Source organism: Phyllobacterium sp. NPDC097923, from assembly GCF_044760925.1.
Taxonomy (GTDB): Bacteria; Pseudomonadota; Alphaproteobacteria; order Rhizobiales; family Rhizobiaceae; genus Phyllobacterium; species Phyllobacterium calauticae.
In genome coordinates, this window is sequence record NZ_JBIWBL010000001.1 from 342798 (window position 1) to 364344 (window position 21547).

Sequence of the window (21547 nt, forward strand, 5' to 3'; positions counted from 1 at the left end):
TAAAAAGCAAGCCTGCGGCTGGCTGCATTGCACCATACCGCAGGCTTTCTGTTGATAAGTGGCGAAGTAGCCTTATTGGGCCTGATCGTTGATCAGGCGCTTCAGGAGCTCAAGTTCCTGCGACAGTTTCTGGTCCTTGCCGACAATATCTTCGATCTTGCGCACCGCATGCAGAACGGTTGTGTGGTCACGGCCGCCGAAACGCCGGCCGATTTCCGGCAGCGAGCGGGGCGTGAGCATCTTGGCAAGATACATGGCGATCTGGCGCGGCTTGACGATGGTGCGCGTGCGCCGGTTGGACAGAAGGTCCTGCTTGGAGACGTTGTAATGGCGCGCAACGATGCGCTGGATTTCTTCGATGCGGATACGCTTGGCTTCACCGCCGCGCATCAGATGGCTGAGCAGTTCATCGACCCGGTCGACCGACAGGTTCGGCTCGAAAGTCTGGCGGAACAGCAGCTGGTTGAAAGCGCCTTCCAGCTCACGGCCGCTTCCGGTGACGGACTGGGCGACGTGATCGAGAATCTCCGGCGAAATATCCAGGGACTGGTCTTCCTGCTGGGCGGCAACCAGGCGGCGCTTGAGAATCTCCAGGCGCATCGCATAGTCCGGCGAAATCATTTCAAGGGCAACACCGCCCTGCAGGCGCGAACGCACGCGCGCATCGAGCGATTCCAGCTCTGACGGCGGACGGTCGGCGGCAACCACCACCTGCTTGGCACTGTCGAGCAGCGTATTGATCAGATGGCAGAATTCATGCTGGATCGATTTGCCCTGCAGGAACTGCATGTCATCGATGATCAGGAGATCGATATCGCGCAGCTGTTCCTTGAACGACAGCGCGTTGTTGTCGCGAATAGCCGTTGCGAAACGCCACATGAAATATTCGGCAGTCAGGTAGACCACGCGGGCGCGCTCCGAGCGCTTCAGGGCATCGGCGGCTATGGCCTGCAGCAGATGCGTCTTGCCGAGGCCGACGGAGGCGTGAATGAACAGCGGATTGAAACGGACGGCACTGGCGCCGGCATCCGCAATGGTGCGCGCAGCAGCCAGGGCGACCCGGTTTGGCGTGCCATCAACAAATGTCTCGAAAGTGTAGCGCGGATCCAGCGGCGAACCGAACACGGAGTTCTGTCCCGGGCGATCCGTTGCACGGTCGGCAAAATGTGCCGGTGCCTTCTTATCCTGCGATGTGCTGCCAACGGGGAAAACCGGCTTGTCGCGGGCAATCGCACGCTGGTCGGCCCGCAAGGCAGGCTCTGCCTCAAGTGAGGGGCGGCTGGCGCGGCTGGCGCTGCGGAAAACGATCTCCACCTTCAGGACCTGCTCATCCTCTTCATGCCACAGCGTGTTGATCATGTCGGAGTAGTGGTTGTTGATCCAGGAGCGAAGAAATGCGGTCGGCACGGAAAGGCGAACAATGCTCTTGGATGTCTCATCCAGCTTCAGGCGGCCAAACCAGCTGGAGTAAACTTCATTTCCGAGTTTGGCTTTGAGCTTGGTCTTGACCCTCTCGAAAATCGTCTCGCCCTGGCTGCCGGCCGATACCATACTTTTCCCTTCGTCCATATGGAGCGGGACCATGGCTGCATTCGTGCCGTTTTCCATTATTCCGCTGGTCATTGTCATTGCCTCATCCTGATATTTATCTGTTCGGGCTTGATAGTGCCCGTGTTCGCATGTGGACCGGTCCATGACCGGTTGCAGTCCTCAAGAGCCGGTCACCCCTATGACCGGCCTTCAATCTCCTGGAGCTAATTGTTGGATAAGGTCAGGGACGCGTAGTACAGGTCTGAACAATCTCGCACCGAAATTCTAAAAACCGCCACGTCCACATCCCTTTCAACTTTGGCGCAAAAAGACTCACGCCCGGCTGATGCCAGCGCCGCCAACTTGCTTCTTTTCTGAAACGATCCAGGGTCGTACAACCCGGATACCCGACAAAAACGTACTCGTTACGCAAACGAAAAATCTGCGTCCGAACCCACTAATTTGATAAGCCTGTTAAATGGGTTTTTGCCCACCCCTTCGATGTCTGGACCTTACAAAAACCTTTGCAGGGAGGGCAAGGGCAGGCGCGCCGCTTTTTTAGTGAATTAAAGGTTAACGCTTTTACGTTTTTTTTAACTACCTCCGGTTGGGCAGGGAAAAAGCCTTCGGATTCAAAGCCTTTTTTGGAATGCCGATTTTGCTGCACTGCGGACTCACGCGATCAAAAAAAAATATTAAATTATCGCTTGACATAGGCTGGGGTGACAGATTCCCCCGGCTGGGGTCTGGCGATTATGGCTACCTGCCGTAAGTCATTGAAATTAAATGAGAAATGATGGTTGTCGCTTTTTGTATGAAACTATTTATGACCAGCATATGTCAGGGTTTTGATATGCCACAATCTTTTTCATCGGAAACGAATTTATGCCCAAAAAAATGGCAAATAAAAAACCCGGCTAAGGACCAGCCGGGTTTAAAATAGATTATTTGTGTCTGATTAGGCAGACATGCCCTTAAGGCGCTGTGCGAGACGGGAAACCTTCCGGGATGCCGTATTCTTGTGCACGACACCCTTCGTGGCAGCGCGCATCATTTCCGGTTCAACAGCCTTGAAGGCTACGGAAGCGGCTGCCTGATCACCGCTTGCCACCGCATCTTCGAACTTGCGAAGGAAGGTGCGCACGCGTGAGCGGCGGGATTTGTTTACTTCGGTGCGGGCTTCGATCTTACGCGCCGCTTTCTTGGCCGAAGGAGTGTTGGCCATGATGCCTCTCTTTTCTGTCAGCTACTCGGCAGCATCAACGCGGCCGTCACAAAATAATAGGGTGGCCGAGGGGCCACCAAACGTTGTCGGGCTTATAGATCACGTTTCCGATTGCGTCAACTTGGAATCGTCGCCTGGCCGGTGGATATTTCGGCCTCAGCGATTCTTGAAATTCGGGGCGCGTTTTTCCGCGAAGGCAGCCATCCCCTCTTTCTGGTCTTCCAGCGCGAACATGGAATGGAATACACGCCGTTCAAATCTCAATCCTTCTGAAAGGGTCGTTTCATAGGCCCTGTTGACCGTTTCCTTGGTCATCATCGCGACAGGCAGCGAGAACGAGGCGATCTTCCGGGCAGCCTTCAACGCTTCCTCCACCAGATCGCCGGCCGGGACAACACGCGAGACAAGGCCGCAACGCTCCGCTTCCGCCGCATCCATCATTCGCCCGGTCAGGCACAGATCCATCGCCTTGGACTTGCCGACAAAGCGCGTCAGCCGTTGTGAGCCGCCCATGCCGGGCATGACGCCGAGGGTGATCTCCGGCTGGCCGAATTTGGCGGTATCGGCCGCGATGATGAAATCGCACATCATGGCGAGCTCACAGCCGCCGCCCAGCGCATAACCGGCCACAGCGGCGATCAGCGGCTTGCGCAGGCGCGTGACCCGCTCCCACTCGCTGAAATAATCGCCGAGATAGGCATCGGCGAAATCCAGTGTCTGCATTTCCTTGATGTCCGCACCGGCGGCAAAGGCCTTTTCCGAGCCCGTGATGACGATGGCGCCGATACCATTGTCCCGGTCGAAAGCTTCAAGCGCTGCGCTGAGTTCGCCGAGCAGGGCGGAGTTGAGTGCATTGAGCGCCTGTGGACGATTGAGCTGGATGAAACCAACTTTCTCACGCGTCTCCACAATGATGTTTTCGTAGGCCATCCGGATACTCCTCCTAATGCTGGCAGATCGGGCAGAAAAACGTCGAACGCCCGCTTTGGACGATGCGGGCTATCGTGCCATCACAGGCAGGACGCGGGCAAGGCTCGCCTTCACGGTCATAGACAGAAAATGAATGCTGGAAATAACCGAGTTCTCCGTCTGCCTGCCGGTAGTCTTTCAGGCTGGAACCGCCTGCCGCGATGGCATCGGCGATGACGGAACGAATGGAGGTGGCAAGCCGATCCGCCATGGGGTCCGGATCACCGCTTTTCCCGGCAATGGATCCGGCCAATCGCCGGGGCGATAATTCGGCACGCCACAGGGCTTCGCAGACATAGATGTTGCCGAGGCCTGCGATCAGCTTCTGGTCGAGCAAGGCTGCCTTCAGCGGCGCATTCCTGTCGGCGAAGAGCCTGGCCAGCAATGCGCCGTCCAACCGGTTGCCTGTCGGCTCGATACCAAGGTCTTGTATGAATTTATGGGTGTTGAGCGCTCCTGGCTCGGCAAACAGCATGAAGCCGAAACGGCGCGGATCGTTGTAGACGATCCGGCTTCTGATCCCGTCTCTTGATTCCACATGGATCACCACATGGTCATGGGTCGTGTTTCTTGACCGGTCATGATGGAAGACACCCGGTGCCGTATCTGCCCCGTCTTGTTCTATGCGATAGGAGCCGGACATGCCGAGATGACTGATCAGACCCAGTCCGTCATCCATATGCATGATGAGGTATTTCGCACGGCGCTCGAGCGAGTCGATCGTGCGTCCGGTCAGCCGCTCGGCAAACCGGTCCGGAAACGGAAAGCGCAAATCTGCCCTGCGCTGCTCGACGCGCGCAATGGTTGCTCCCTCCATGAAAGGCTGCAATCCGCGGCGGACGGTTTCGACTTCGGGAAGCTCAGGCATGGGATGCAGTGCCCCGCAGGAAGCTCTTTCCGTGTGGACCGGGCGCAATGGCAAGATGGGCTGCGACCGTCTCGCCAATATCGGCGAATGTCGTGCGGATGCCGACAGATCCATGCGGCAGGTCGGGCCCGAAGCACAGAACCGGAACGCGTTCACGCGTGTGGTCCGTTCCCCTGAAGGTCGGGTCGCAGCCATGATCGGCGGTCAGGATCAGGAGATCGCCGGGCCGCAGTTTCGCCATGGCCTCCGGCAGCCGCCGGTCAAAGGCCTCGAGCGCGGCGGCATAGCCGGGCACGTCGCGGCGGTGTCCGTAGAGCATGTCGAAATCGACAAAATTGGTAAAGACGAGATCGCCGTCCTGTGCGTCGTCCATGGCAATCAGCGTTTCATCGAACAAGGCCATATTGCCATTGGCCTTGCGCACCTGGGACACCCCCTTGTGCGCATAGATGTCACCGATCTTGCCGATCGCGATGACAGTACGGCCTGCCTCCGTCAGCCTGTCGAGCAAAGTGGGTTCCGGCGGCGGCACCGAATAGTCGCGCCGGTTGCCTGTGCGCTCGAAGGTTTGCGTGGTTTCCCCGACAAACGGACGGGCAATGACCCGGCCGATGTTCAGGGGATCGACCAGTTCACGAACAAGCACGCACAGATCATAGAGACGATTCAGCCCGAAATGCTGTTCGTGCGCGGCGATCTGGATAACGGAGTCCGTGGATGTATAGAATATCGGCTTGCCGCTGCGAATATGTTCTTCGCCATATTCCTCGATGACCTCGGTGCCGGAGGCATGCTTGTTGCCCAGAATGCCCGGCAGACCGGCGCGCCGCACAGCTTCGGCAATCAATGTGTCGGGAAATGTCGGAATTGTCCTGGGAAAGTAACCCCAATTGAAAGTGACCGGCACACCGGCAATTTCCCAATGTCCGGAAGGTGTGTCCTTGCCATTCGACACTTCCTCGGCAGCACCCCACAGCCCGACAGGATCGGCAGCCGACGCGGGGATAGTGATACCGGAAGCGAGATTGGCGGCGTGAACAAGGCCCAGTGAACTCAAATGTGGGAGAGTGAGCGGGCCGGAGCGCAGGCCATCCTTGTCGCCGCGCCCGTCGGCGCAGGCCTCCACGATGTGACCGAATGTCGTTGAACCTGCGTCGCCGAAAGCTGCTGCATCCGGCGCACCGCCTATGCCAAAAGAATCGAGCACAAAAAGAAAAGCGCGAGACATGCCTCACTCCATCAGAACCAGAATCCACAGATAGGTGAAACTGACGCTGATGACAAACGCCATGTGCGCAGGCGGTTGTTACGGCCGGCTCCGGCGATTCAGCAGTTGGTGCAGGCTACGGCTTCCGCGCCCTGACGGATCCGGCCATAGATCATCTTGCCCATGACGATACCTGGACCGCTGGTGCCTATGGATGTGTTGACGGTGTCTTTCATTGTCCAGGCAACGAGCGGAATATAGGCAATGCTTGTTTCAACACGCACAAAGTTTGACGTGGGAATCTTCAGGTTGGGATCGATGGTGATGGTACTGCCCTTGGCATAGGGCGTTGAGATGGTTTGGTCCCGTTTGCGCTGCGACCAGGCAACCGTGGCGTTGCCGTTGGCGTCCACGTTGATGGATGTGATGGTGATTGTCGGCAGGTCGCGCCAATAGGGCAAGAGGATGGAAGTTCCGATTTCCATGATATCGGCGATCTTTTCCTTTGTGATGGATTGTTGCTGTGTCACCAGATCGCCCACCATCGCTCCGGCCCGCGCCAGCTTCTTGTTCACGTCGAAACCGTTGGTGATTTCAATGCTCCCGAGAAGAAGCATGATCATCACCGGCGCAATCAATGCAAATTCCAGTGCGGCAACTCCTCGGCGGTCTTTGCCGAACGCAGCCAGGATGCGCTTGGAAGCGGCCACTTTTTCACGGATTCTTTTGAATGGCGGCATGGCGGGGGCCTTCGCGGAAGAAAACAGGTGATTGGTTGGTTGGCGACGCATCAGAGGTACGGCTCATTTTGCCAGGTGGCTGTTGAGAACAGCAGGGTTTTCCCCTGGCTCTTTATGCTTGCGATACGGGTCTTCATCAAATCCGTCAGAATGGGCCAGCGATAGAAAATCCGCAGCTGATTGATCGTGCCAGCACCGCCCGGATTGACCTTCAAGGTGCTGACATCGACGTCATTGTTCGATGTGAGCGGGACTGTGGTGGGGACGGTCTTGAATGTCGCATAGGTCTGCAAGTCGACCACAAGATCGGGGCAGGGCGTGGCGGCCATGAGCAAGCGGGGACAAATCAGCGCTTTCAATTTTGTGGCGTCACTGACATCCGTTGTCCTCAATTGCCCGGTGCGCAGCTGGCGCGCAATATCATCGACCGTATTCGACATGACCTGCTCAGCGGTGAAGCTGAGGGTAACTTCGACAACGGCAAAGATCAGGAGAAAGAAGGGAAGGGCGATAAGGGCGAATTCTATGGCAACACTGCCGCGATTGTCTTTGCGAAAGCGTTTGAACGGTGAGCTTTTTCTTGTGGAGCGCGCGCTTTCCGGCAAATCGGAGTTTCCGTGTTCTTCACCTCTGAAAGCTTCCTGCATCATCACTGGACCTTCTCCGTCTCCCCGCCACGGACAAAGCTCTATCAGGCAGATATTAGAATCTCGTGTGAAGGAACGTGCAAATTGTGATAAGTGAATTCACGCTTTCTCAACTGTAATGCAGGCGTCACGGCTGACCGGTCAGTTCCCGCCAATTTCCGCGTCTGACTTCTTTTCCGCAGCCGTCTTCTGGGATGTCTCGCAAAAGGGAGAACAGGAGAGTGTTTGCACAAAGGCGCGCCGGTAGACGCGCACAGTGTTGGCGACACTGCGGCTGACGAGAACCTGGTCGTCGACGATTGCTCCGCCTTCGGCGTCCATGATGACGATATTGGTCATGCCGAAGCCTTTCCCCGTCAGGACGACCGTTCGGGAATCCTTGACAACGGCATCCGCTATTTCAGGATCGCCAACCACAACCGTATCTGCGGGGCGCGCAAGCTTCAGCACGGTTGCCTGGTTCATGACCACGTGGATACCCGTGTCAGCATGGGCTTGCACGCTTCCGGACAGGGCAGCAGCGAGCATAAGTGCGATCATTGTTGCATGCTGACCGAAACGTCGTTGGCCGTTGTATCGAACCATGGGAGTGCCCTTCGCAAAATCGTTGAATGAACGATGCCGATGATTGGTGAAGGAAGACTTAAACCTGTGAACTTATCATTAAGTATAATTGTGACTGCTGCTCTGCCCGTGGTGGCACGGCGGTAGGACGTTTCGAAACGGGGGATTTTACGGTTCTCCTTCACCCTTTCGTAACGGTCTTTCTTAAGCTGAAAGCAATGCGCCAGCGATATTGTTCACGACATCACGTTACAGAGTTGGCGGCCGTGAGCGGTTGCAGACATGCGGGGGAAAACATGATGTTCAATGCAAAGCGCCTCGCTCAGTCGGATGATAATATATTCACCGGTTTTCCCCGGAACAGGTCGGGTGCGACAGCCATAGAATACGCTTTGATTGCCGGTATCATCTCCGTTGGCATCGTTGCTGGCGCCGGTACGCTCGGAACCGCTGTAAAGGCAACCTATGATGGCTTTGCCACGACGGTGAGCAATGTCACCAAATGAGGGTCTTGCACGTGGGGATTGTGACATGCGGGATGGTTCTACCCCTCGGTTTGATGGAACGGCGCAATGATTGAAGCAGCAATACTGATCGTTTTCCCCTTCGCCATGGCCTTTGCAGCGACATCGGATCTTTTGTCGATGACGATCCAAAATCGTGTATCGCTTATTCTGCTTGTCGCCTTCGCCGTTCTGGCGCCCATGACCGGGATGCCTTGGGATATCTACGGACTGCATTTTGTCGCCGGGGCTGTCGTGCTTGCCTTCACATTCCTGCTGTTTGCGACGGGAACAATGGGTGGTGGTGATGCCAAGCTCATGACCGCGACAGCGGTCTGGATGGGGTGGAACATGGATCTGGCTGGCTATCTGCTGGTGATGTCGCTGCTCGGCGGCGCGCTCACCCTGGCGATCCTCAAGTATCGAAACTCGCACTTTGCCATTGTGTATTCAGGTCGTTTGGATTTCATGCATCGATTGGCACAGAAGAACGAAGGCGTTCCCTACGGTGTTGCCCTTGGCGCTGCCGGTCTCATCATGTTTCCGTCCTCACCCATGTGCGTCTGGGTCATAGACCGGTTGGCCCATGCCTGACGGCTTTCGGTCGCCCAGGGGTTGATCGGCCATTGAAACGGTGCTGCTTCGCGGGAGACGGCACAAACAGACGCCGGTGAGCGTCGTTTTTTGTCCTTTTAAGTAAACTGTTAACCATAATTACACGATTGCCAAGTCAAGGTGCAACCCAGGGTAAATTAGACAAAAGTCTATTGGGGTTCATCGATGCAAAAGGCACGCGTTGTTATTCTCGTCGTGGCGATTACAGCCGCCGGTGCGGCTGGCTATATCGCGACGAATATGAAGCCTGATGCGCCGGTTGTCGTGGAAACAGTTCCCCTGCCACAGATTGAATTACAGGATGTACTGGTCGCCACGGATGGGCTCGGCGTCGGTGCCGAAATGCGAAACCAGATGCGTTGGCAGCCGTGGCCGGTGTCCGCCCTGGCCGATGGCTACATCAAGCGCTCGGAACGCCCCAATGCCGAGGACGAATTGCGCGGCTCCACCGTGCGGCTGCAGATATTCCCGGGAGAACCCATTCGGGAAGCAAAACTGATCGGCAAGGGCCAGAGCTTCATGTCCGCGCAACTGCCATCCGGAATGCGCGCCGTGGCAACGCAGATTGCAGCGGATACGTCGGCCGGCGGTTTCATCCTGCCCAATGATTATGTCGACGTGATCATGATCCGGCAGATCGATGGAGAGCAGAAGCAGTTCGCGACGGAGACAATCCTGAGCAATGTCCGGGTTCTCGCCATCGACCAGACAATCCAGGAAGACGAAACAGGCCAGAAAAACAAGGTCGGTTCCACGGCAACACTCGAGCTGACACCGCAGCAGGCGGAGATATTGGCCGTGGCCCAGCAAATGGCGAGCCGCATGACATTGGTCCTGCGGTCCTTGCAAGATGCACAGGAGCCCACAGGTCCGGGAGCGGAATATCTCGTCAATTCACCCGGCCGGGCCGGGAACGTCAAGCTGATCAAATCCGGGACTGTCACTGAAATATTGGGGCGCAAATAAAATGGGTTTCGGAGCAATTTTCAGAATGGGTAGATCTGGCAATCGTGCGCACCGGTTTTGGAAAGCTGGACTTGTCGCTGTCGGCTGCTGCATCGCTCCCTTGCCAATCCAGACGGCCGCCGTAGCGCAGAGCAATGTGGTCAAGTTGAATCAGGGGCAAGGCGCGCCAAAGCGGATCAGTCTTGCGCTCAACAAGTCACTGGTGGTCGATCTTCCGGCCGACGCCTACGACATTCTTGTCGCTAATCCGACGGTGGCTGATGCCGTGACCCGTACGGCCCGCCGTATCTATCTATTCGGAAAACAGGTCGGCCAGACCAATGTTTTCGTTTTTGGACCGAATGGCGAACAGCTGGCCAGTTTCGATCTGGTCATCGAGCGCGATGTTGCCGGGCTTGAGGGCAGTCTCAAGAAGTATATTCCGGATTCCGATATCAAGGTCGAGCTCTTGAATGACAACGTCATCCTGACAGGCACGGTGCAGACGCCGCTCGATGCCAAGCGTGCCACGGATCTGGCAACCCTGTTGGTCACCGGCGGTGAAGCCACTACGGGCCAGTATCAACAGACCGCCACTGCCGGCGGCAATGGCAGTAGCAGCGTTATCATTGGTGACCAGAACGAAGCGCGGCAGAAGAGCAAGATCGTCAACCTTATCCAGATTGCCGGTGAAGATCAGGTGACGCTCAAGGTCACGGTTGCGGAAGTCAGCCGTTCCGTAATGAAGCAGCTGGGCGTCAACATGGTCGGGTCCACGAAATCCGACGGCATTCTGTTCGGCTCGGAGAATTTGGCTTCCCTTGTCGGGAAGGGGCTGAGCAGTTCCGGCGCGACCATTCCCATATCGATCGGCAGTGCGACGATCGACTCCTACATCAACGCCATGGAACTGGCCGGTGTGATGAAAACACTGGCTGAACCGACGCTGACGGCGATTTCGGGTGAAAAAGCCACGTTCCGCGTGGGCGGCGAATATAACATGATCAATGGCTCCGATGTCGATGACAAGGGAAAAATCACGTACAATATCGGAAAGATCGATTACGGCATCGGCCTTGAATTCGTGCCCGTGGTTCTTTCTCCGGGGCGTATCAGTCTCAAAGTGCGTACGTCCGTATCAGAACCAACCATGGAAGGGTCGGTTTCTCTGAGTATCGGTCAGACAAGGCCTTCGACCAACGTTATTTCCATCCGTAAACGCCTGGCCGACACGACCGTGGAGCTTCCCTCCGGCGGATCCATGATGATTGCCGGCTTGATGCGGGATGATGCGAGACAGGCTATTTCCGGTCTTCCCGGGCTCTCCAAAATCCCTGTCCTTGGCACGCTGTTCCGCAGCCGTGAATTCGTGCGCAACGAGACCGAACTTGTGATCATCGTCACACCCTATCTGGTGCGGCCGGTTGCCCGTAACGCTCTTGCCCGGCCCGACGACAATCTCAATCTTGCCAGCGATGCGGCCGGGATGTTCCTCGGAAAAGTCAACCGGGTCTATGGGACAAAAGCGGCCACCCCGCCCACCGGCCGGTATGAGGGTGTTGTCGGATACATCTACAAATGAGCAAGGACCCTGCCATGTCAGCCCTGAGGAAATTGAAACCGATGAAACCGGTGCTTGCGCTTCTCACTGTTGCTCTGCTTGCGGGATGCGCGGATCGCGGTACGACCGTTGGCAGCATCCCGGACGATTACCGGACCAACCATCCCATTGTCATCTCTGAAAAAGAGCAGGTTGCCGATATTCCGGTCGGTCATGCCGACAACAGGCTGTCGATCACCCAGCGCAGTATCGTTCAGAATGTTCTGACCAATTATCACGCCAACGGTTCGGGCGTCATTCACATACTTCTGCCGTCGGGTACGCCGAACGAGCGCGCGGCGGGCCGCCTGCGCGATGACATCGTCGCTGTGTTGCGCAGGAGCGGGGTAAAGCCGTTCAATATTTCCAGCGAGCGTTATCGGGCTGACTCGGCTGATTCTGCGCCGATCCGCCTATCCTACTCGGCAATGACGGCCTCGACCGGACCTTGCGGTCAGTGGCCCAAGGATCTCCTCGAAACGGCGGATAACAAGCATTATGCGAACTTTGGCTGTGCCAGCCAGAACAATCTGGCGGCGCAGATAGCCAATCCGGCGGATCTTCTCGGGCCAAGGGCGTCGACGACAATCGATGCAGAGCGTCGCGGCAAAGTTATCGATGCGTACAGAAATGCCACGCCGCCGCCCCCGATCTTCACGCAGGAAGTACAATATTAGTTGCTGAAAGAGACCTTTCGACAAAACGCGGAATGCTAAAATGAGCCAGTTGGCCTTTGAAACAGACGATCAATTCGGGGATGTCGAGGGCCGGCCGGCCGGTACGGGGCTGCACGCCTTTCGGCCAATTCCCCGGATCTCGATACAGGCATTTTGCGAAAGCGACGCTGTTGCACAGCAGATATCGCGTGCAAGCGAAGATCGCCGCATGGCGAAGACCCACGCACAACTTCACATGGGCGGAACAGCGACGGCTGTCGAACTCTTTCAGACGGTGCCGACGCCCAATCTGATCATTCTGGAATCATCGGCTGCCCCGCGTGACATGCTGGAACAGCTGACCTCTCTGTCCGAGGTTTGCGATCCCAGCACCAAAGTGGTGATCATCGGACATTACAACGATGTTTGGCTTTACCGCGAGCTGATCCGCAATGGCATTTCTGAATATATGGTCGCGCCGGTCAATCTGGCCGATATCATTGGTGTGATTGGCGGTCTCTTTGTTGATCCCGACGCAAAGCCGCTGGGAAGCTCCATCGCATTCATCGGCGCCAAGGGCGGTGTCGGCGCCTCGACGATGGCGCATAATATCGCATGGTGCATCTCCTCGCTGTTCAAGAACGAGGTGGTCATCGCCGATATGGATCTGCCTTACGGCACCGCCAACATCAATTTTGACCAGGACCCGCCGCAAGGCATGGCGGAAGCAGTATTCTCGCCCGAACGCATCGATGATGTTTACCTAGACCGGCTGCTGGCGCAATGCGCCGAAAACCTGTCACTGCTCGCAGCGCCGTCGACCCTCGACCGCGTCTTCGATTTCCGCGAGGATTCCTTTGCCCATCTGATTGATGTGGCCCAAAGGTCCGTTCCGCACGTGATTCTGGATATTCCGCACACGTGGAACGGCTGGACCCGCACAACCCTGGCGCGTGCGGACGAAATCGTGATTGTAGCATCGCCGGAACTGGCCAATTTGCGCAACACAAAGAACCTGCTGGACACGTTGAAACAGCTTCGCCCCAATGACGGGCCGCCGCGCCTCATTCTCAATCAGGTCGGCATTCCCAAACGGCCGGAGATCGCACCGGCAGATTTCTGCAGCCCGCTGGGGATTGCGCCGATCGGCGTGATCCCTTTTGAGCCCGCATTGTTCGGGAACGCGTCAAACAATGGGCGGATGCTTGCCGAGACCGATTCCTCCAATGCAATTGTCCAGAACATCAATGAGATTGCCCACATCCTGACGGGACGGCTGGAGCTGAAGGCCAAGAAGAAGCCGGTGCTTTCCACGGTCTTGTCCAAGCTGAAGCGCAAGAAATGAGACTGAAGGAATAGACCCATGTTCGGCAAACGCGGAAGTACGGGGGAAGGCCGCCCGGTCCAGGAGTTCCGGGCGCTTGCGCTTGAGACGGCGTTGCCCACGAATCATGCCTCGCTCGCCGCGGAACCGGCAAAGCTCCCTCGGGATATTGCTGAGGTCAAGCGTTTGGCGGTTGTCGAGCAGCCGCCAAAGCCGGTCGCACCACAGCGCGAAAAGAACGAGAGCTACTACGATACAAAATCGCAGGTTTTTACAGCCCTGATCGATACGATCGATCTCTCCCAGCTGTCCAAACTCGATCCGGATGTGGCGCGTGAGGAAATTCGCGATATCGTCAACGATATCATCGCCATCAAGAATTTTGCGATGTCGATTGCCGAGCAGGAAGAATTGCTCGACGATATCTGCAATGATGTTCTCGGTTATGGTCCCCTGGAGCCCTTGCTTGCCCGTGACGATATCGCCGACATCATGGTCAACGGCGCGCGCAAAACCTACATTGAAGTCCTTGGCAAGGTCCAGGAATCGGGGGTCCGCTTTCGCGACAACCAGCAGTTGCTGAATATCTGCCAACGCATTGTCAGCCAGGTTGGCCGCCGCGTCGATGAATCCAGCCCCATATGCGATGCGCGTCTTCCGGATGGCTCGCGCGTGAATGTCATTGCACCGCCCCTTGCGCTCGATGGGCCGGTTCTCACAATCCGCAAGTTCAAGAAAGACAAACTGACCCTTGATCAGTTGGTGCGCCTGGGAGCGATCTCGCCACCCGGTGCCGAACTGCTTCAGATTATCGGACGTGTGCGCTGCAATATTGTTATTTCCGGCGGCACGGGCTCGGGCAAGACCACGCTTTTGAACTGCCTGACGAATTATATCGACCGGGATGAGCGTATTATTACCTGCGAGGATTCGGCCGAACTTCAGCTCCAGCAGCCGCATGTGGTGCGCCTTGAAACGCGCCCTGCCAATCTGGAGGGGGAAGGTGAGATCACCATGCGTGACCTGGTCAAGAATTGCCTGCGCATGCGTCCTGAACGGATCATCGTCGGTGAAGTCCGCGGACCGGAGGTGTTCGACCTTCTGTCGGCCATGAACACCGGTCATGACGGGTCGATGGGCACCATCCACGCCAACAGCCCGCGGGAATGCCTCAACCGCATGGAATCCATGATCGCCATGGGCGGATTTGCCCTGCCTCAGCGCACGGTGCGGGAGATCATTGTCGGTTCTGTCGATGTCATCATTCAGGCTGCCCGTCTGCGTGACGGTTCGCGCCGCATCACGCATGTGACCGAAGTTGTCGGCATGGAAGGGGATGTCATCATCACGCAGGACCTCATGCTTTACGATATCGAGGGCGAAGATGCGAATGGCCGGCTCATTGGAAAACATGTCTCGACCGGCATAAGCCGGCCGAAATTCTGGGACCGTGCCCGTTACTACAATGAGGAGCACAGGCTCGCCAAAGCCATCGATACAATGGAATTGCAGTCATGATGCACACCGCACGGCGGGAGACCCATCATGTTCGGGCTTGATCTTGAACAGCTCACCTTCGTGTTGCTCGCAACGACTGCGGTTGCGGCGCTCGCCTATTTCTTCGTTTTCGACAACATTGAACAGCAGAAAAAGTCAGATGAACGGCTGAAATCGGTCAAGCTTGCCGCGATCGACGGTTTGAGCAAATCAACAGCCAGGGACAAGCAGGTTGAAGCAACAAGGCGCCGCAAGTCGGTACAGGACACGCTGAACGATATCGACCAGCGGCAGAAACTGCGTGACAAGAACATCAAGTCTCCGCCGCTGAAAATGCTGCTGCAACAAGCGGGCATGAAGGTGACCGTAAAGCGGTTCTACATCTATTCGGGCATTGTCGGGTTGCTGCTGGTTGTGCTCCGCACCTTCTTCGGCGCCCCGCTTTATCTGGCGCCAGGCTTTTTCCTGATCGGTGCCTTGGGGTTGCCGCGCGCATTCGTCTATTTTAGGCGGCGGCGGCGCGTGGCGGCTTTCCTGCATGAATTTCCCAATTCCATCGATGTCATTGTTCGCGCCATCCGATCCGGCCTGCCACTCAATGACGGTATTCGATTGATCGCGCAGGAAGCCCATGAACCGGTTCGCACCGAGTTTCGCCGGATTGTGGATATGCAACAGGTTGGGGTGAGCATTCCGGAGGCGGCCATGCGGATGTCGGAATACATGCCCTGTCCGGAAGCAAGCTTCTTCGGCATCGTCATTCAGATTCAATCGCAGGCAGGCGGTAACTTGTCGGAAGCACTTGGCAATCTTTCCAGAGTGCTGCGGGATCGGAAGAAAATGAAGGCAAAGGTTCAGGCCCTGTCGATGGAAGCCAAAGCGTCCGCCTATATCATCGGCGCCTTGCCTTTCGTGGTTGCATGCCTCGTCTACTTGTCCAGTCCTCACTACATCATGGTTCTGTTCACAACCGATATGGGCAACATGATCATAATATGTGCCGGGATATGGATGTCCATTGGCATCGCCGTGATGCGCAAAATGATCAACTTCAAGTTCTGAGCGGAGTAAGCGCGGTGTTCTCTTCCCTTCTCAAAGCCGTGCAGGACAATCCGGATACGGTCCGGACCGTCCTTGTTGCAATCTCAGCCTTTGCAACGGTGGTAACGGTTTTCCTGCCAAAGCTTCGCACTTCCGTGTTGAAGACGCGGATGAAATCCGTCGCACTGGAGCGTGACCAGTTGCGCGCCAAGGATCGAACCCGCCTTGCCACGGAAAGTATCAGCCGCCACAAGGCCGCGTCGCAGGGTAGCCTGCGCATGGTGCAGAGGCAGGGTGTTCGCCAGTTCGTGGAAAAGCTGGACCTGCAACGGGCGCTTGCCGATGAAAAAACGCTGGCATCCCTGCGAACGGCCGGGTTTCGCGGACAGAATGCTTTGAATCTGTTCTTGGCGGCGCGCTTCGGTCTACCATTCCTGACACTCAGCCTGACTGCCTTTTGGGTGTTCGGCATGAATGGCCTGATCCAATACCCGACGATGGTCCGAATACTCGTCTGTCTCATCGGCGGTTATGCCGGCTTTTACGCGCCCAATCTTTATGTGAGCAATGCCGGCAGCAAGCGCAAACACTCGATCCAGATGGCGTGGCCGGACTCGCTCGATCTCATGCTGATCTGCGTTGAATCCGGTATGTCCATCGAAGCTGCCTTCAAGAAAGTCTCCGAGGAGATCGGAGTCCAGTCGACCGCCCTGGCGGAAGAGTTCGTCCTGACGAACGCCGAATTGTCCTTCCTGCCCGAGCGGCGGCAGGCCTACGAAAACCTTGCCATGCGGACGGGACTTGAGTCAGTCAAAGCCGTGGTTCAGGCACTGACGCAGTCGGAGCGCTATGGTACGTCCATTGGTGGCGCATTGCGTGTCTTGTCTGACGAAAGCCGCGAAGCCCGGCTGAACGCGGCGGAAAAGAAGGCGGCAGCCCTGCCGCCCAAACTGACAGTTCCGATGATCCTGTTTCTTCTGCCCGTGCTTTTTGCCGTTATTCTCGGGCCCGCTGTGATCCAGGTCTCGGCGCAGGGCGGGCTCTTCGGGACGGCCCTTAAATAAGATCAAATAAGATTGAGGCCTGCCCGCAGCACGAGCGAAAGGGCCGCCTGATCCGAGCGGCCTTTTTCCTGCTTTGTCAGCTGTTGGGCTTCTTCTTGTCTTTCAGCATCGTCCAGGAGTTCTGCTGGGCGAGCATGGATCGCAGATATTTGACGTTGGCTTCCGCCTGTTGCGGCGAAAGCTCCTGCTTCGCAATCGTTTCCGCTTCGGGAAACCGTCCCTGAAGTCCGACCACGAGCGCCAGATTCTGCCGGACGCGGCTGTCGGCACCCTGTGCGTTGACCGCCCTGCGCATGTAGGTTTCGGCTGTATTCAATTCGCCTGACAGCACATACGACATCCCGAGATTGGAAAGCAGCGATGCCTCGTTCGGATTGAGGTCCATGGCCCGCTTGTAGATGTCACGGGCTTCGCTGGTTTTGCCGAGCTGGTCGAGGATCGCAGCTTCAGCGGAAAGCAGTTTCCAATCCGGATATTCAGGCGTCTGGGCGCGGCGAACTGCGTCAAGCGCCGCTTCGAATTCACCGCTGCTTGCCAATGCCTTGCCGTAAGCGGCCAGAACCTCGCGGTCCTTCGGATAGGCGATAGCAAGGCTGCGCATGACTGCAAGCGCCTGATCGTTTCGCCCCATCATGCGCAGCACCGCAGCAAAATTCATGGCTGTGGCTTTGTCTTTCGGGTTGCTCTGATACCGCGCTCCCAGGCTGGTTGAGGCCTGCGCAAGCTGCTGCGCGTTCATATGGTCAAAATTGCCCGTGGGACTTGCTGTCGATGCTGCTGGCGCAATGGAGCCGGTGGTTGTCTTGTCGGTGGTGGCGCAGCCAGAAATGCTCATTGCAAGGGCAGCCACGGTCACGGAAAAAATGAGCCGGCGGTTGCGTTGAATAATCCCTGCGCTTGTCATAGTTTGCCCCGTCAGATCCCAGCGCACATCCATTGGTGCGTTAACCAATCCCATGTGAAAGAAATATTCTGTTAACCCTAACGGACCGTTAATGACGCCGCCTTTGCCGGCGCAAAAGCAGAAAATTGACACCAGGAGCAAACGATCATGCCTGCCGAAATCACCAAACAAAAATCATCGGATAGCAAGCCTGTCTGGTTCGTGGCGAAGGGCGGGCTGGAAGCGCTTGGACTTGATCCGGCAGCACTTGCCTGGGCCAGGGCAAACGGGTTCGAAGGGCAGGCCGGCCGGCTGCTGGTTGTTCCCGGCGAAAACGGCCAGATCGCCGGCGCATTGCTCGGAACCGGCAAGGATGACAATCCTCTGGCGGCAGGCAAACTCGCGCAGGCTTTGCCGAAAGGCGCCTGGCATCTGGCAGGCCCTGTCAGCGCGCCTGATCTGGCCGCTCTCGGCTTCCTGCTCGGTGGTTACAAGTTCACCCGGTACACGAAGAAGGATGATGCGGAGGTCGCGCTGATGCTGCCGGAAGGCGCTGATAAGGCCGATGTGAAGCGGCAGGCGAGGGCGGTGACGCTCGCGCGTGACCTCATCAATACACCAACCAATGATATGGGTCCGGAGGCGCTGGAAGCCGCTGTGCGCAAAGTGGGCGATGAGCACAAGGCGTCTGTCATCGTGATCAAGGGCGATGCGCTGCTCAAGAAGAATTTTCCGATGATCCATGCCGTCGGCCGTGCCGGTAGCGAGGAGCCGAGGCTGATCGATCTGGAATGGGGCAAGAAGGATGCTCCGAAGGTAACCCTGGTGGGCAAGGGCGTCTGCTTCGATACCGGCGGTCTTGATATCAAGCCCGCCAGCAGCATGCTTCTGATGAAAAAGGACATGGGCGGTGCCGCCAACGTTTTGGCCCTTGCGAGCATCATCATGGATGCGAAACTGCCGGTCCGCTTGCGCGTCCTCATTCCTGCGGTCGAGAACTCCATCTCTGCCAACGCATTCCGTCCGAGCGATATTCTGACGAGCCGCAAGGGCATCACCGTCGAGATCGGCAACACCGATGCGGAGGGACGCCTCGTCCTCGCCGACGCACTGGCATTGGCCGATGAGGAAGAGCCGGAAATCCTGATCGACATGGCGACACTGACGGGCGCAGCGCGTGTTGCGCTTGGTCCGGATGTGCCACCCTTTTATGCGACCGATGAGAGCTTTGCGGCCGATGTGGCCAAGGCGTCCGAAGCCGTGGCCGATCCCGTCTGGCGCATGCCGTTGTGGCAGCCCTACGAAGCAAGGCTTTCATCCCGCGTGGCCGACATCAACAATGTGACGACCGATGGCTTTGCCGGATCGGTGACAGCGGCACTGTTCCTGAAGCGTTTTGTCGAGAAGACCAGGATCTGGGGCCATTTCGATATCTATGGCTGGAACCCGGTGGAGAAGCCGCATTCTCCCGTTGGCGGGGAAGCACAGGCCATCAGGGCGCTTTACCATGTGTTGAAGACGCGTTTCCCGGCTGGGAAGTAACGGGGATTTGCCAGTCTGTGTCCGGCCGAGAAGCCGCCGACCGATTATGACCGCTTGCACTTCGCACCGCGAGGAATAAAATGATACGGAACCGAAATGATCTCGGAAGCCGTTCATGCAGATTGAGTTGAAGCCGTTTCAGGCGCTGACATTGTGGAAGGAAATTGCCGTCTCCGAAGTACGGGATGATGCGCATGACCTGACGATGCGGCAATTGGCGGTGCTGCTGACGGTTTATCTGGAGCCGCCGCCGCACACGATTCGTGGTATGGCTGCCAAGCTGAAGGTGACGAAGCCGGTGATTACCCGCGCGCTAGATACAATGGGTGGTTATGGATTGGTGGACCGGCATCGTGATGAAAAAGACAAGCGCAACGTTCTCGTCAAGAGAACGGTAAAAGGTGCGCTCTATGTTGAAAAGCTCGGCGATCTCGTCATCGCCAAGGCAAGAGGATTACCCCTGTGACATTGGACAAACGGTTGAACGCGTTCCGCCCCGATCTGGCAGACGAAAGCCTGCGTGGGCAGGTAGAGGCGGAGCACTTCGTGGAAGGCAAGCCCATGCGCATTGCCGATCCGGTCGTTGATGTGCGTGGCGCAGCACGCGGCGATGCCGGTGTAACCACACAGTTCCTGTTCGGCGATGACGTCCTGGTGTTCGAAGACAGCAATGGCTGGTGCTGGGTGCAGAACGAGCGGGACGGATATGTCGGCTATGTCGTCGATAAGGCGCTGGACAAGCGCTATGACGAGCCGACGCATATCGTCATCGCACCGCGCACGTTTGTCTATCCGGGATCTGACCTGAAGTTCCCGCCAACCAATGCACTGTCCATGGGATCGCTCGTCACGATAAAGGGCGGCGAGGAACGCCGCGGAACGCTCTACGGCATTCTGCCAAGCGGCGAGGCCGTCATTGCCAAGCATCTCGTTCCGATCGATGAAGTCACCGACGATCACGTGGCGGTTGCCGAGACCCTGATGCACACGCCTTATCTGTGGGGCGGCGTGTCCGGTTTCGGAATTGATTGCTCCGGTCTGGTCCAGTTGTCGCTGCTGATGACCGGTCAGTCCGTCTTGCGCGATTCCGACATGCAGGCTGATACGATCGGCGATGCGATCGAGCCGGATGCAAATTACAACAATCTGAAGCGCGGTGATTTTGTTTTCTGGAAGGGCCATGCCGCGATGATGGCCAGCCATTCCATGCTGCTGCACGCAAGCGGTCATACGATGAGTGTGACACTTGAGCCTCTGCACGATGCCATCGAACGCATTGCCTATCTCTATGGCAAGCCGACAGCGGTGCGGCGGCTCTAGTCAAATAACCCCTCTGTTCGATGGAACAGAGGGGTTATCATTTGCTTTGCTTGTCTGGATTCAAGCCGCCGATAGTTCAGCCACGTGCTGGAATGTGCGGATGATCTGCAGGCAGGCGCGCGCCGCTTCCTGTCCTTTGACCAGGAAATGCCTGGTGAAGAAGTCGATATGCTGGGCGGTTTCCTGGAAATGATGCGGTGTCAGCACGGCTGACAGCATGGGAACGCCGGTCTCCATCTGGGCGGTGAGAAGCGCACTCACCACAGTTCCGGCGACGAAATCGTGCCGGTAAATGCCGCCATCGACGACGAGACCGGTTGCGACAATCGCGTCGTACTGGCCGGTTTCGGCGAGCTTCTTGGCCAGCAGGGGAATGTCGAACGATCCCGGCACATCATAGACGTCAAACCGTCCGGCAGTGACACCCTGACTTTTGAGTTCGCCTTCAAAGCCGATACGGCATTGATCGACGATTTCCGAATGCCATCGCGCCTGGATGAAGGCGATGCGCGGGGCGAAATGTGGGGTATTGTTATTCTGAAACTGATCCATGTCGGTCTCCTCAAGAGTTGACGTGAATCAGGGCACAACCAAAAACGGTCAGGGACTGCCGGAAAGGCAGCCCTTGCTTTCAGTTGTTCTCTTTCATCCGGACTATACCGTCGGCTTCGGAATTGCACCGAAATCTGCTGACCTTTCCGGCAAACCGGAAAGCGCTCGCGGGCTCGCACCTGACATCTTTCGACACCCAGTGATTACCGCCGGTGGGGAATTGCACCCCGCCCTGAGAACACTTGCGCGGGCAAT

22 protein-coding genes and 1 riboswitch are annotated in these 21547 nt (G+C 57.1%); of the genes, 12 read left to right on the forward strand and 10 right to left on the reverse strand.

All coding sequences use genetic code 11. From position 1 onward, the window contains the following. Positions 1 to 72: 72 nt before the first annotated feature. The 8 genes from dnaA to ACIQWS_RS01770 form a co-directional block, all read right to left on the reverse strand. Positions 73 to 1623, reverse strand: a complete 1551-nt coding sequence (gene dnaA / locus ACIQWS_RS01735; RefSeq protein WP_374042655.1) for a chromosomal replication initiator protein DnaA — start codon at positions 1621 to 1623, stop codon at positions 73 to 75. 865 nt (positions 1624 to 2488) lie between these two features. Further along, positions 2489 to 2755, reverse strand: a complete 267-nt coding sequence (rpsT, locus tag ACIQWS_RS01740; protein ID WP_105736677.1) for a 30S ribosomal protein S20 — start codon at positions 2753 to 2755, stop codon at positions 2489 to 2491. A 156-nt stretch (positions 2756 to 2911) separates the two neighbouring features. Further along, positions 2912 to 3685: an enoyl-CoA hydratase gene (locus ACIQWS_RS01745; RefSeq protein WP_346306224.1), complete on the reverse strand. Its 774-nt coding sequence runs from the start codon at positions 3683 to 3685 to the stop codon at positions 2912 to 2914. Between the two features lie 13 nt (positions 3686 to 3698). After that, complete coding sequence (gene mutM, locus ACIQWS_RS01750) at positions 3699 to 4592, reverse strand: bifunctional DNA-formamidopyrimidine glycosylase/DNA-(apurinic or apyrimidinic site) lyase (protein ID WP_403169637.1); 894 nt, start codon at positions 4590 to 4592, stop codon at positions 3699 to 3701. Further along, positions 4585 to 5820 carry a phosphopentomutase gene (locus tag ACIQWS_RS01755; RefSeq protein WP_403169640.1) on the reverse strand — a complete coding sequence of 412 codons (1236 nt, stop codon included), beginning with the start codon at positions 5818 to 5820 and terminating at the stop codon, positions 4585 to 4587. The genes mutM and ACIQWS_RS01755 overlap by 8 nt, the downstream gene beginning before the upstream one ends. A gap of 98 nt (positions 5821 to 5918) precedes the next feature. Continuing rightward, complete coding sequence (locus ACIQWS_RS01760) at positions 5919 to 6539, reverse strand: TadE/TadG family type IV pilus assembly protein (protein WP_403169643.1); 621 nt, start codon at positions 6537 to 6539, stop codon at positions 5919 to 5921. Between the two features lie 50 nt (positions 6540 to 6589). Beyond that, positions 6590 to 7189, reverse strand: coding sequence for a TadE/TadG family type IV pilus assembly protein (locus tag ACIQWS_RS01765; protein WP_403169646.1), 600 nt, complete (start codon positions 7187 to 7189; stop codon positions 6590 to 6592). Between the two features lie 138 nt (positions 7190 to 7327). Continuing rightward, positions 7328 to 7726 (reverse strand): pilus assembly protein N-terminal domain-containing protein, encoded by a 399-nt coding sequence (locus ACIQWS_RS01770; RefSeq protein WP_223612024.1) that lies wholly within the window; start codon positions 7724 to 7726, stop codon positions 7328 to 7330. A 320-nt stretch (positions 7727 to 8046) separates the two neighbouring features. Between ACIQWS_RS01770 and ACIQWS_RS01775 the strand changes: the two genes are divergently transcribed. The 9 genes from ACIQWS_RS01775 (at position 8047) to ACIQWS_RS01815 (ending at position 16995) form a co-directional block, all read left to right on the forward strand. Continuing rightward, complete coding sequence (locus ACIQWS_RS01775) at positions 8047 to 8256, forward strand: Flp family type IVb pilin (protein WP_346306219.1); 210 nt, start codon at positions 8047 to 8049, stop codon at positions 8254 to 8256. A 66-nt stretch (positions 8257 to 8322) separates the two neighbouring features. After that, complete coding sequence (locus ACIQWS_RS01780) at positions 8323 to 8847, forward strand: prepilin peptidase (RefSeq protein WP_403169649.1); 525 nt, start codon at positions 8323 to 8325, stop codon at positions 8845 to 8847. 186 nt (positions 8848 to 9033) lie between these two features. Next, a complete protein-coding gene (gene cpaB / locus ACIQWS_RS01785; protein ID WP_403169652.1) occupies positions 9034 to 9834 on the forward strand; it encodes a Flp pilus assembly protein CpaB in 801 nt (266 codons plus the stop codon). Between the two features lie 25 nt (positions 9835 to 9859). Then, positions 9860 to 11395, forward strand: a complete 1536-nt coding sequence (locus ACIQWS_RS01790) for a type II and III secretion system protein family protein (RefSeq protein WP_403169654.1) — start codon at positions 9860 to 9862, stop codon at positions 11393 to 11395. 41 nt (positions 11396 to 11436) lie between these two features. After that, positions 11437 to 12090, forward strand: coding sequence for a CpaD family pilus assembly lipoprotein (locus ACIQWS_RS01795; RefSeq protein WP_346306261.1), 654 nt, complete (start codon positions 11437 to 11439; stop codon positions 12088 to 12090). Between the two features lie 40 nt (positions 12091 to 12130). After that, entirely contained in the window at positions 12131 to 13414 is a 1284-nt protein-coding gene (locus ACIQWS_RS01800) for a CpaE family protein (RefSeq protein ID WP_403169658.1), read from the forward strand. A gap of 18 nt (positions 13415 to 13432) precedes the next feature. Further along, positions 13433 to 14911, forward strand: a complete 1479-nt coding sequence (locus ACIQWS_RS01805; protein ID WP_403169660.1) for a CpaF family protein — start codon at positions 13433 to 13435, stop codon at positions 14909 to 14911. 27 nt (positions 14912 to 14938) lie between these two features. Next, positions 14939 to 15952: a type II secretion system F family protein gene (locus ACIQWS_RS01810; RefSeq protein ID WP_223612011.1), complete on the forward strand. Its 1014-nt coding sequence runs from the start codon at positions 14939 to 14941 to the stop codon at positions 15950 to 15952. 14 nt (positions 15953 to 15966) lie between these two features. Next, positions 15967 to 16995 (forward strand): type II secretion system F family protein, encoded by a 1029-nt coding sequence (locus ACIQWS_RS01815; RefSeq protein WP_346306259.1) that lies wholly within the window; start codon positions 15967 to 15969, stop codon positions 16993 to 16995. 76 nt (positions 16996 to 17071) lie between these two features. Here ACIQWS_RS01815 and ACIQWS_RS01820 read toward each other — a convergent pair whose 3' ends face one another. After that, complete coding sequence (locus ACIQWS_RS01820; protein ID WP_403169664.1) at positions 17072 to 17830, reverse strand: tetratricopeptide repeat protein; 759 nt, start codon at positions 17828 to 17830, stop codon at positions 17072 to 17074. A gap of 216 nt (positions 17831 to 18046) precedes the next feature. Between ACIQWS_RS01820 and ACIQWS_RS01825 the strand changes: the two genes are divergently transcribed. From ACIQWS_RS01825 to ACIQWS_RS01835, 3 genes are all read left to right on the forward strand, one after another. Beyond that, a complete protein-coding gene (locus ACIQWS_RS01825; protein WP_346306258.1) occupies positions 18047 to 19420 on the forward strand; it encodes a leucyl aminopeptidase family protein in 1374 nt (457 codons plus the stop codon). Positions 19421 to 19535: 115 nt separating this feature from the next. After that, complete coding sequence (locus ACIQWS_RS01830; protein ID WP_105736645.1) at positions 19536 to 19886, forward strand: MarR family transcriptional regulator; 351 nt, start codon at positions 19536 to 19538, stop codon at positions 19884 to 19886. Continuing rightward, a complete protein-coding gene (locus ACIQWS_RS01835; RefSeq protein ID WP_346306266.1) occupies positions 19874 to 20740 on the forward strand; it encodes an NlpC/P60 family protein in 867 nt (288 codons plus the stop codon). Before ACIQWS_RS01830 ends, ACIQWS_RS01835 begins: the two co-directional genes overlap by 13 nt. 60 nt (positions 20741 to 20800) lie before the next feature. Here the strand turns inward: ACIQWS_RS01835 and ACIQWS_RS01840 are convergent, their stop codons facing one another. Next, positions 20801 to 21292, reverse strand: a complete 492-nt coding sequence (locus tag ACIQWS_RS01840) for a 6,7-dimethyl-8-ribityllumazine synthase (RefSeq protein ID WP_346306257.1) — start codon at positions 21290 to 21292, stop codon at positions 20801 to 20803. Positions 21293 to 21373: 81 nt separating this feature from the next. Beyond that, positions 21374 to 21536, reverse strand: a riboswitch (FMN riboswitch). Between the last annotated feature and the right edge of the window lie 11 nt (positions 21537 to 21547).

What these genes read in the sequence shown, in the direction of transcription:
- ACIQWS_RS01830 (WP_105736645.1), top strand. Translation starts at nt 19,536, where the DNA reads ATGCAGATTGAGTTGAAGCCGTTTCAGGCGCTGACATTGTGGAAGGAA.
- rpsT (WP_105736677.1), bottom strand. Translation starts at nt 2,755, where the DNA reads ATGGCCAACACTCCTTCGGCCAAGAAAGCGGCGCGTAAGATCGAAGCC.
- ACIQWS_RS01800 (WP_403169658.1), top strand. Translation starts at nt 12,131, where the DNA reads ATGAGCCAGTTGGCCTTTGAAACAGACGATCAATTCGGGGATGTCGAG.
- mutM (WP_403169637.1), bottom strand. Translation starts at nt 4,592, where the DNA reads ATGCCTGAGCTTCCCGAAGTCGAAACCGTCCGCCGCGGATTGCAGCCT.
- ACIQWS_RS01840 (WP_346306257.1), bottom strand. Translation starts at nt 21,292, where the DNA reads ATGGATCAGTTTCAGAATAACAATACCCCACATTTCGCCCCGCGCATC.
- ACIQWS_RS01805 (WP_403169660.1), top strand. Translation starts at nt 13,433, where the DNA reads ATGTTCGGCAAACGCGGAAGTACGGGGGAAGGCCGCCCGGTCCAGGAG.
- ACIQWS_RS01765 (WP_403169646.1), bottom strand. Translation starts at nt 7,189, where the DNA reads ATGATGCAGGAAGCTTTCAGAGGTGAAGAACACGGAAACTCCGATTTG.
- dnaA (WP_374042655.1), bottom strand. Translation starts at nt 1,623, where the DNA reads ATGACCAGCGGAATAATGGAAAACGGCACGAATGCAGCCATGGTCCCG.
- ACIQWS_RS01825 (WP_346306258.1), top strand. Translation starts at nt 18,047, where the DNA reads ATGCCTGCCGAAATCACCAAACAAAAATCATCGGATAGCAAGCCTGTC.
- ACIQWS_RS01775 (WP_346306219.1), top strand. Translation starts at nt 8,047, where the DNA reads ATGATGTTCAATGCAAAGCGCCTCGCTCAGTCGGATGATAATATATTC.
- ACIQWS_RS01745 (WP_346306224.1), bottom strand. Translation starts at nt 3,685, where the DNA reads ATGGCCTACGAAAACATCATTGTGGAGACGCGTGAGAAAGTTGGTTTC.
- ACIQWS_RS01795 (WP_346306261.1), top strand. Translation starts at nt 11,437, where the DNA reads ATGAAACCGGTGCTTGCGCTTCTCACTGTTGCTCTGCTTGCGGGATGC.
- ACIQWS_RS01790 (WP_403169654.1), top strand. Translation starts at nt 9,860, where the DNA reads ATGGGTAGATCTGGCAATCGTGCGCACCGGTTTTGGAAAGCTGGACTT.
- ACIQWS_RS01770 (WP_223612024.1), bottom strand. Translation starts at nt 7,726, where the DNA reads ATGATCGCACTTATGCTCGCTGCTGCCCTGTCCGGAAGCGTGCAAGCC.
- ACIQWS_RS01820 (WP_403169664.1), bottom strand. Translation starts at nt 17,830, where the DNA reads ATGAGCATTTCTGGCTGCGCCACCACCGACAAGACAACCACCGGCTCC.
- ACIQWS_RS01755 (WP_403169640.1), bottom strand. Translation starts at nt 5,820, where the DNA reads ATGTCTCGCGCTTTTCTTTTTGTGCTCGATTCTTTTGGCATAGGCGGT.
- ACIQWS_RS01810 (WP_223612011.1), top strand. Translation starts at nt 14,939, where the DNA reads ATGTTCGGGCTTGATCTTGAACAGCTCACCTTCGTGTTGCTCGCAACG.
- cpaB (WP_403169652.1), top strand. Translation starts at nt 9,034, where the DNA reads ATGCAAAAGGCACGCGTTGTTATTCTCGTCGTGGCGATTACAGCCGCC.
- ACIQWS_RS01780 (WP_403169649.1), top strand. Translation starts at nt 8,323, where the DNA reads ATGATTGAAGCAGCAATACTGATCGTTTTCCCCTTCGCCATGGCCTTT.
- ACIQWS_RS01760 (WP_403169643.1), bottom strand. Translation starts at nt 6,539, where the DNA reads ATGCCGCCATTCAAAAGAATCCGTGAAAAAGTGGCCGCTTCCAAGCGC.